The organism is Priestia koreensis, assembly GCF_001274935.1.
Classification (GTDB): Bacteria; Bacillota; Bacilli; order Bacillales; family Bacillaceae_H; genus Bacillus_AG; species Bacillus_AG koreensis.
Window position 1 is genome coordinate 363,325 of sequence record NZ_LILC01000037.1, and the last position, 9,699, is coordinate 373,023.

A 9,699-nucleotide genomic window follows, 5' to 3' on the forward strand; every position below is an offset into this window, starting at 1 on the left:
TTTTATCTTACTGAATGATTTTATTATGGACAATCCCTTGTCGCAAAAGCTCTTTTACTTCCTGTAATGGAAGCGGTCGGCTAAATAAATATCCTTGACCAAGCTCACATCCGTTCTGAATTAAAAATTGCTGCTGGTCTTCTGTCTCAATTCCTTCGGCAATCACAGTGAAATTAAGGTTGGTTCCCATATCAATAATGGTTTTCACGATCGCTCCTCCGCTAGAATCCTCGACAATATCATCCACAAATGACTTATCAATTTTAATTTTATCGATAGGCAGGTGCTTTAAATAACTAAGCGATGAATAGCCTGTTCCAAAATCATCAATTGATAACTTGAATCCCAGTTCTTTTAATTGATTTAAAATAAGGAGGGATTCGTCAATATTTTGAATAATACTCTCCGTAATTTCTAGCTCTACACAAGAAGGAATAACCCCTAGCTCTTGAACAACTCGCTCTACGCACTCGATAAAATCCTCTTCCTGCATTTGACGCACTGAAATGTTAATCGAGACTGGAATATCAGATAAGCCGGCATCTCGCCACTGCTTATTTTGCCTGCATGCCTCTTGTAGAACCCACTTTCCAAGCGGAACAATTAATCCGGTCTCCTCAGCTAATGGAATAAATTCACCTGGTGAGATAAATCCATGCGTAGGATGAACCCAGCGCAGCAAAGCCTCAACTCCTACAATCATTCCTGTTTTTAAATCCACCTGAGGTTGATAGTGAATCGTAAAGCTCTCTTGCTCGATTGCTTTACGCAAGGCCGTTTCAAGCTCCATTTTACGTAGTGAAAGACTGTTTAACTGCGGATGGTAAAATTGAAAGTTGTTTTTCCCTCGATCTTTTGCCAAATACATTGCTGTATCTGCCTGTCGAATGAGCGTTTCTTCATCCTCACCATCTTCCGGGTACATACTAATGCCGATACTAGGAGTGATAAAATACTCCTGCCCATTCAGCTCTAAAGGTGGGGAAAATTCATTGATTAATTGCCTAGCAAGATCCTTCGTTTTAATGCGATCTGTATCTTCTAACAGAATGATAAACTCATCTCCACCTAGACGTGAAACCATTCCTACGTGTTGAACTCTTCTCTGTAAACGGTTAGCGACCTTTTTTAGTAGCTGATCGCCAATGCTGTGACCTTTCGTATCATTAATGACTTTAAAGCGGTCTAAATCTAGGAATAGCACAGCTAGCGCCTGCTCCTCTGAATTATTCAGCATATCGTTTAAGTACTTCCGAAACATATAACGATTTGGAAGACCTGTAAGTGCATCGTAATAAGCCATGAACTCAATCGTTTGCTTGGCCCTTTTCTGATCTGTAATGTCATGAACAATAATTTGTTTGGCTAATCGTCCTTCGTATAATGTCGGGACCGCTGACATTTCTAGATCTCTTTTTATTCCATCTGGAGCAGTCAGCTGAAATTCGAAGCTTTTGCATACACCGCTATTCGAATTTTCCTCTATTATTCGAAGCTCATTCAGCACTTCTTCAGGAAAGATATTTTCAAGAGGTTGTCCAATCAACTCTTGAGGGGTTGTAATACCAGCGAACTCGCACCCTGCTCCGTTTGCATAGTCAATTTTCCCTTTACTTACGACCGCGATCATATCTGGAGACATTTCTACTAAGCTTCGATAGCGTTCTTCGCTTTCTTTTCGATCTGTAATATCGAATAAAACGCTCGTAAAATCAATAAAGTGGCCATTTTTGTCCAATGTCGGTATGCCTCGGTCCTGAATCCACCTTACTTCTCCGTCTTTTCGTTGAATCCGGTAAATACTAATTACAGATTCACCTCTTGCAAGAAGCTTCTCTCGTTCGTTAATAATGGAAAGGTCTTCTGGATGAATGACTTTTTTCCACAGCAGCTTATCCTCATAAAACTCATTCAATGAATAATCATAAAGCTTTTGAATACCAGATGTAATTAAAAGATGGTCTGTCTGTAAGTCATGTGACCAAACCGCTACATCAAGCGTGTCAAAAATATTTTTCAGCTTTTGTTTGTTAGCCTGTAACTCAATATTTGTTTTGTGCATATCGCGCTGCATAAAGATCGGAATGGCCATAATTCCTACTAAAATCGTAATGTCTAACAGTAGTTTTGGAACGATCTGAAATGACTCTAAATAATAATAGCCTAGTTCAAGTAGCAATTTAATAACAATGACAAAACCAAAGAGCAAAAACCATTTTCGCCGATAGATTTTCGTAATTGATTTCATTTGAGTATACTCCCTTTGTTCGCGTTCTAACGATCTTTTATTTAATATAGTACAAGCCATTTTCCGTTACAATAGATAATTCCTTTTTTAGGAAATTTAACTTTTTATAGATTACGGCCTGGCTTCATACTTATTACATCGGCATAAGATCATGATGATTTAAATTCTTCTACTTGCTTTCGAATGCATGCTCCCAGGAAGGAGCTATTCGACAGCAAAACAAAAAAGCAGCTCCCCAGTCCTAGAGTAGACTGAAGAACTGCTTCTTTTTATTCTTCGACGTAAGGAATCGTTAAAGGGCCGAGGGGAAGAACAGCGACTGACATGTTCTCACCATATTTATCTTTCAGCTCTTCTAACGTTTTTTCAATGTTATGACTTGGCTTCAGCATAGCTCCTTCAACCTGCTCATCGGTTAATTTCGAATGCACATAAACGTCGGCCCATACTTGAGTCACCGCTTGTTTTTGTACCTGCCATTGATCAAACATTTTAAAGCTAGGATCTTCAATTAGTGCGAGTAATTCTTCAGGGGTCTTCGCGAATTCAAAGATTCTCGCATAATTCCCGTGGCTCGGGAGGCCGTCCGAGCATTCCGATGCAATAATAATGGTTCCACCTTTTTTTACAATTTTATGAGCCGCGCTCATTCCTTTTACCGCCTGATAAAGGTTTTGATCAAGCGGATAGCCTGAGTTGGATGTAATCACGACATCGAAGCGTTCGTCACAGCGAATCATAGCGTGTTCCTTCACAAATTCACAGCCCCGGTCATGAGCTTCATATAATTCTCCTGCAAATACGGCGGTAATTTTCTTGTCTCGATTCAATGTGACATTTAGCATAAAATCGGGTGTACACATTCGGTTAATTTCACGCGTCATATCTTGGACAGGATTGTTCACCATATTCCCCCACGTTGATTTAGCATCTCCAATCATACGCGCATTGTGAAACGTCATAATCGTTTCAATTCCTGCAATTCCAGGCATAATTCCTTTAGGTCCACCCGAAAACCCTGCAAAGAAATGAGGTTCAATAAATCCTGTCACAATTCGGAAGTCGGATTCCACGTAGTCTTTGTTTAAATATACATCGCAGCCGAATGTGCTCTCACCCACTTTGACAAGCTGTTCGTCATTATGACACTGGTTGTTTACAATCCGTATGTTCTCCACAACCCATTCCCCAAGCATTTGAATGAATTCTTCTCTCGTTTGATCACGATGCGTACCTGTTCCATTAATGATGACAAAATTCTCTAATGGGACGTGGTTAAGCTCTTCAATTAGGAGAGGAACCAATAAGTGATTGGGCGTTGGACGTGTAATATCACTTATTACAATCGCTACTTGATCAGATGACTTCACCATTTCACGAAGTGGCAAGGTTCCAATCGGATCTCGCAACGCTTCTTGAACTGCTTTTCTTTCATCCTGGACACCAGACATATGTGATGGTTCAGTAATAAACGAATGATTGGGAACTTGTATCGTCAAGCCTTCTTTTCCGTATAGTAAGGTAGTTTCCAACTGTATCTCCCTCTTTCTATGATTTAGTCACTGTTGAGGTTTGTGGATGAGTCGTAAAAGACCCTTTCTCTTTTTTGCCGTCAATTCCTCTTTTTCGCTGATACTTATCGACTAAAATGACGACAACCGGACATAGAATAGCGGTCGTTAACACGGCTATTGAAATTTGGGCTGTCGCAATGTTAGCAATTTCTGCATAGCTCGCGGCCTCCGCTTTTGTCATCATCCCTGAACTTGCGGCAACGCTTGCTGCTGCGGCAATAGCAGCTGGTGTTCCAACTGCATTTCCTGCTGTTGAGGCTTCAGCCACTGGTGCAATGACGCTCTTTTCTCTGAAAAGCTTAAAGACGAGAATTCCTGTGAACCCTGTTAAAATCGTCGTTAAGAAACCTAACGTTAATCCAGCTGCCACGACTGACGGATTAAAGAAATTAGCGAAGTTCATTCCTGCTCCTAATGCAAATGCAAAGAACGGTACAGGCAGAATTTCTCCTGGTTTTAAGAAGTCACGAATCTCTGGGTCAAGATTTCCTAAAATCATCCCTAATGCAATTGGCAATAACACTGCAATGAACGCAATGACTGGGAATTTTGATCCTAACAGCCCAAGAGACATAAGCGTAAAGAACGGGCCATCATTTAGGGATAAAACGGCTACAGCTCCGACGTCTGATCGATTACCGTACTGACCAGTTAGTGCGGCATACATGCCCCCGTTTCCATTCGTCATCGCAGCGATAATAGCGATGGTGGAGAGACCAAATACACCGTGCATAGGGTCAAACAAAATGCCGAATAACACACCGATTCCGAGCCCTGTCAGGTATTTTGAGGTCGTTAAAAGCACCCCTTTTTTTAATGCCGCTCCTCCTACCCTTAAGTTCATCTGACTCCCTGCACAGAAGAGAAACAGTGCAATTAATACGAGCGCGCCGTTTTTAAAGAGCGCTTCTGAAAACCCACCGATACGCAAAAACTCGTAATTACCTTCTGGCGTTTGTGCTACGCCTAATGACTTTAACCCGTCCATAATTACCGGAATATGTAGCTGATCCACCGTATTCAACAAAGCTCCTAGCATAAGCGGAACAACCATAAGACCACCTGGTACTTTTTCAATGGCTTGCTTAATTTTCATCTTTCTCTACCTACTTTCTTCGGCTTTTTAATGATAAAAATACGTTCTTGCCACTTGTTCAGCGCTTTGTTCTAGTAACTCTGCTGCGTTCTCCATCGCTTCACTTAAAGTCATCGGACGATTAACAATACTGTGGACGCTAATCACACCATATTGATACAAAGCGTCGATTCCTACTCCAACAGACCCTGCTAAAATAATTGAATTTATACCTTGATTCTGTGCCGCTTGGGCTACGCCCATAGGGGTTTTCCCTGAAGCCGTTTGAAAGTCCACTTGCCCTTCGCCCGTAATCACAAGATCCGCCCCTTCTAGGGTCGTTTTAAGCCCGGTATGTTCTATTACAACGTCAATTCCTCGCATCGTTTTGGACGGGAAAAAGGCTTGAAAAGCTCCCCCAATTCCTCCAGCCGCTCCTGCACCTGGTAACGTATGAAGATGAACACCTGTTGCTTCCTCCACTTTATTAGCCCAATGTAGAAGACAATCATCTAGCAAAGCAACCTGTTCAGCTGTTGCTCCCTTTTGCGGGCCAAATACATAGGACGCACCATTTGGACCTACGAGAGGGTTTTCCACATCAGAGGCTAAAAGAAACTGACAACCTTGAATGCGTTCATCAAAACCTGAAAAATCAATTGAATGAAGTTTTTGAAGTGCAGCACCACCAAAGGGAAGTTCGTTCCCATCTCGGTCCGAAAGCTTTAACCCCAACGCTTGAAGCATTCCAGCTCCACCGTCATTCGTAGCCGACCCACCAATAGCTAACACGAAAGACGTATAGCCATCGTCTAATGCTTGCTTAATGAGCTGACCTGTTCCAAATGTCGTTGCTTCAAGAGGATTTAACTGATGTGATGGAACCAAAATTAGCCCTGATGCTTTGGCCATTTCAATGACACACGTCATACCGTTTCCTAGCACCCCGTATTCAGCCTCTACTTCGTTTCCTAAAGGGCCTTTTACGATGACAGGAACTCTTTTTCCATCTGTAGCTGCAACGAGAGTATCTAATGTCCCCTCTCCCCCATCAGCCATTGGCACACGGTATGTTGCAGCCGCTGGAAAGGATTTTTTAATTCCTCGTTCGATTGCTTTTGTAGCTTCTACTGCACTAATGCTCCCCTTAAATGAATCTGTAGCGATGACAATCTTCATAAAATACACCTCACAAAGAAAACGCTTTCATATTTGTTTTAATTATACTAAACTAAAATGGATAAAACATCGGCTGTTTTAACTGAAAAAATCTCGATTTAAACCATATTTTTTGTATTAATTAACTAAAAAAGGAGAAAAAACGATGTTATCAAAGGAAATTGCTGAAGCAATCGTGAATGAAACATCATTACGACTAAATCGAAATATCAATATCATGGACGAGCAGGGAATCATCATAGCTTCTGGAAATTCATCACGAATTGATAGCATTCACGAAGGAGCTCTTCACGTTGTAAAAAGCGGTCAAACATTGATTATTTCTTCAAGAGAAAAGGGCCAATGGAAAGGATCGGAGCCAGGAATTAATCTCCCTATCGTCTTTCAAAAGCGTATCGTTGGTGTTATTGGGATTACGGGTGAGCCTCGCGATGTGGAAGAGCTAGGTGGACTTGTAAAAATGACGACGGAACTCATGATTGAGCAACGCTTTATCGCTTCTCAATTCGAGTGGAAGCAACGAACAAAGGAAATGGTTATTGAAGAGCTACTAAAGCTATCTCCTTCTTATTCAACTATTGAAAGAGGATTAAATCTTCTTCAACTCGTCCTTTTGCCTCCGTTCTCTGTTCACATCGTTCAAATGACGAATCGAAGTCTGACTAATCAGCAGCTTATTCATCGAATTGAAACGATTCTTGAAGATTCTAACGTTCTGATCGGCTTTATTAACGTGAACCGAATTTTTATTGCTTCTTCAGGATGGTCAAACGAAAAAACAGCTCTCAAGCAAAAAAAGCTGTACCGTGAATTAACCAAAATAGGCTTAACCTTCCGCTTTGCTTTCAGCACACCGTTTGAGTCCATGCGACAATTTCATCAAGCTTTTACCGACTGCGAATTATCATTAGAAATTAGCGACGACACACAAGACTTTATTTCCTTTGCCAAACTCGAGGCGAAATCCCTTCTCTATAAAATGGAACCTCTTTGGCTCGAACGCTTTTTAGAGAGAACGATGAACGATATCGTGTTAAAGTATGAAAAAACGCTGGATGAATTTTTCAAACAAAACTTAAACATCCAACAAACGGCTGAGTCGTTGTTTATTCATCGCAATACGCTTATCTATCGATTAGATAAAATCAAACGAGAAACGGGCTATGACCCAAAAGATTTTTCGGATGCGTTAACGCTTCAGCTTGCTCTTTGGGGGCATAAAAGACAAAAAAGCTGGCGCCTGCAATAGGCCCCAGCTACGTTTATTTTTTGTATCTTCTTGTTCGTTCATCTTCAATGACACCCGACCAATTCAGACCAAACGCAAAGTTATATTCATTTCGTTCGCTATCAATATGACATTCCATATCATGAGGAACATCTTCTAATTGTTCCTCCACTACATTCATATTTGCGGGCATTTGAATTGGTAATAGTCCTGATGGCTCCACTTTTCCTGTTAATATCTCAAACAAGGCTTGATCCTGCACACCAAAATGGGCTATAATCCCATCCACTTCAGTCTCAAACTCCTCAACCACAGTCGGATTTTTTATGAGCAATGAAACGATCACAGGCCTACCGTTCATTTTCTTTTTTGTATCCAAAATCAATGTTAGATCTGATTCATTTTCCGTACGAACTGTCTTTCCCTGATAGCCTCGGTTAAGCACATCATCTTTTCGAGAATCCCCTGCAAGGCTAACGTCTCTAGCAAGTTCCGCTTTGTATGGCTTATATTGCAGACTAATTGGTACATAGCCATTTCCCCCATTTTGTTTATCTTCTTCGCTATAGCCAGTGCCAGACTTTGGAGATTGAATGAACACGATCGCTACATCAGCCTCGTCAGGATTGGATGTTACTTGAACATATCGTTGAAGCAACTCTATATTTACAGGATCTTCATAGCGCTCAGGTGTGGAGTTTCCAAACCAATCTTTCCCTTTTGCTACATAGCGTTTCGGCACGTACACTTTCATTTTAGGAGACAAAGGTAACAGGCTCTCTTTATTTTTCAGCATCACAATAGATTTTAGCTGCGCGTCATATCCTGTTCTCATGAACTCTGAGTTTCCTACTACACGCTTACTTTCTACAGGTTTTAAATAAGGATTTTCAAACAATCCAATACGAAACAGATTTTTCAACAGCCTCACAGCTGATTGTTCAAACCTTTTCCTCATAAAGGATTCTCCATGTTCTGCTACTCCTATTTCATACGCTTCAAGAATTGGACCACTTTCATTGTTTCCTCCGAATTGATCCACTCCTGCCATTAATAACTTGTAGTGACGCTCAGCCACAGAAAGGTGCTCAACGCCCCAAGGCTTTCCGCTTAAAAAGGAATCCTTCTGCTCAACTTCGTCTGCTGTAATCATCCAATCTGTGCACACAACTTCATCATAGTTATGCTGACTGCGAAGTAAATCCTGAATTAAAAACGTATTGTACGAGTTTCCTACATTTTCTCCGTTTGTCTCATCCTGATTAACTGAAATCGTGTAATAAGGCATGACGGCTGATGCTTTAGCTGTTTTACCATTTAATTTAAACGCACCTTCCACAAAAGGTTTGAGATGTTCATTAAAATTCCCCCCTGGATACACGGCATATTTTCCGCATCCATAATGGGCATCACGCCCTCCTTCTCCTGAACCTCCTCCTGGCCAATGCTTGACCATTGCATTGACACTCTCATATCCCCATCCGTCCTCAATTTCCATTTCATTTGAGGAACTTTGAAAACCATCAATATAAGCACGTCCCATATCAGTTACCAACTGTGGGTCTTCGCCGAACGTCCCGTTAAACCGGAACCAGCGCGGATCTGTAGCTAAATCAATTTGAGGTGAAAGAGCGGTTGTCATACCTAGTGCTCGATACTCTTTTGAAGCAATGTCTCCAAACTTTTCGGCTATTGTTGGATCAAAAGTTGCTGCAAGTCCTAACGGCTCAGGCCACATGGAGATCACACCACCCGAACCAGCATTAAATTCTGAGCTAGCATCTGAAGCGTGGCGAGGATCCGAGCTGTTATTTGTCGGAATTCCAAGCCCTATACTTTCTGCGAGAGCTTGCACTTCGTTATTCCATTTTGCAGCTACCTCTGGACTTTCTACTGTGGTGATCAGTACATGCCTCAAGTGATCATTTTTTATGAAGTCATATTGTTCATCTGTTAAGTCCCAAGGATTTGCACCAGACTCTTCGTAACTACGCCCTTTATAAGTGCTCGACATCCATCCCTTGCTACTAGCAGGAATGGATTGGTGCTTGCTATATAGCATCAGTCCTGCTATTTGCTCAATCGTCATTTTGGAAGCTAAATCTTTTGCTCGCTCCTCTGGAGATAATCGCCAGTCTTCATATCGATCAATCTTTCCGTTCTTATTTAAATCTTTGAAGAACATTCCATCCTGTTCAATAATGTTTACACCTGATTGCTTGGAATAACCTAGAGTGGGACCATCTTTGTTAGTTACGTAAGCAATTTCTACATTTGTCGTGATCTCTTTTTGCATCAGATTTCCCCCTTTAAAATAAAAAGAGGCTGGGACATAACTAGCCAAAAATAACGAAAAAAGGGTTCACGTCATCGGAATATGATGATGTGAACCCTT

At 41.3% G+C, this 9,699-nt stretch carries 6 protein-coding genes; 1 reads left to right on the top strand and 5 read right to left on the bottom strand.

Annotated elements, in window-relative coordinates:
- Window positions 1-7 precede the first annotated feature (7 nt).
- From AMD01_RS23185 to AMD01_RS23200, 4 genes are all read right to left on the bottom strand, one after another.
- Window positions 8-2,248 carry a sensor domain-containing protein gene (locus AMD01_RS23185; protein WP_053403821.1) on the bottom strand — a complete coding sequence of 747 codons (2,241 nt, stop codon included), beginning with the start codon at window positions 2,246-2,248 and terminating at the stop codon, window positions 8-10.
- 269 nt (window positions 2,249-2,517) lie between these two features.
- A complete protein-coding gene (larA, locus tag AMD01_RS23190) occupies window positions 2,518-3,780 on the bottom strand; it encodes a nickel-dependent lactate racemase (protein WP_053403822.1) in 1,263 nt (420 codons plus the stop codon).
- A gap of 16 nt (window positions 3,781-3,796) precedes the next feature.
- Window positions 3,797-4,918: a 2-keto-3-deoxygluconate permease gene (locus AMD01_RS23195; RefSeq protein ID WP_053403823.1), complete on the bottom strand. Its 1,122-nt coding sequence runs from the start codon at window positions 4,916-4,918 to the stop codon at window positions 3,797-3,799.
- A 27-nt stretch (window positions 4,919-4,945) separates the two neighbouring features.
- On the bottom strand, window positions 4,946-6,076 hold the full coding sequence (locus tag AMD01_RS23200) for a glycerate kinase (RefSeq protein ID WP_053403824.1): 1,131 nt from the start codon (window positions 6,074-6,076) through the stop codon (window positions 4,946-4,948).
- A 145-nt stretch (window positions 6,077-6,221) separates the two neighbouring features.
- Between AMD01_RS23200 and AMD01_RS23205 the strand changes: the two genes are divergently transcribed.
- Window positions 6,222-7,325: a CdaR family transcriptional regulator gene (locus AMD01_RS23205; RefSeq protein WP_053403825.1), complete on the top strand. Its 1,104-nt coding sequence runs from the start codon at window positions 6,222-6,224 to the stop codon at window positions 7,323-7,325.
- Between the two features lie 13 nt (window positions 7,326-7,338).
- Here AMD01_RS23205 and AMD01_RS23210 read toward each other — a convergent pair whose 3' ends face one another.
- Window positions 7,339-9,600 (bottom strand): glycoside hydrolase family 3 protein, encoded by a 2,262-nt coding sequence (locus AMD01_RS23210; protein ID WP_053403826.1) that lies wholly within the window; start codon window positions 9,598-9,600, stop codon window positions 7,339-7,341.
- Window positions 9,601-9,699 lie beyond the last annotated feature (99 nt).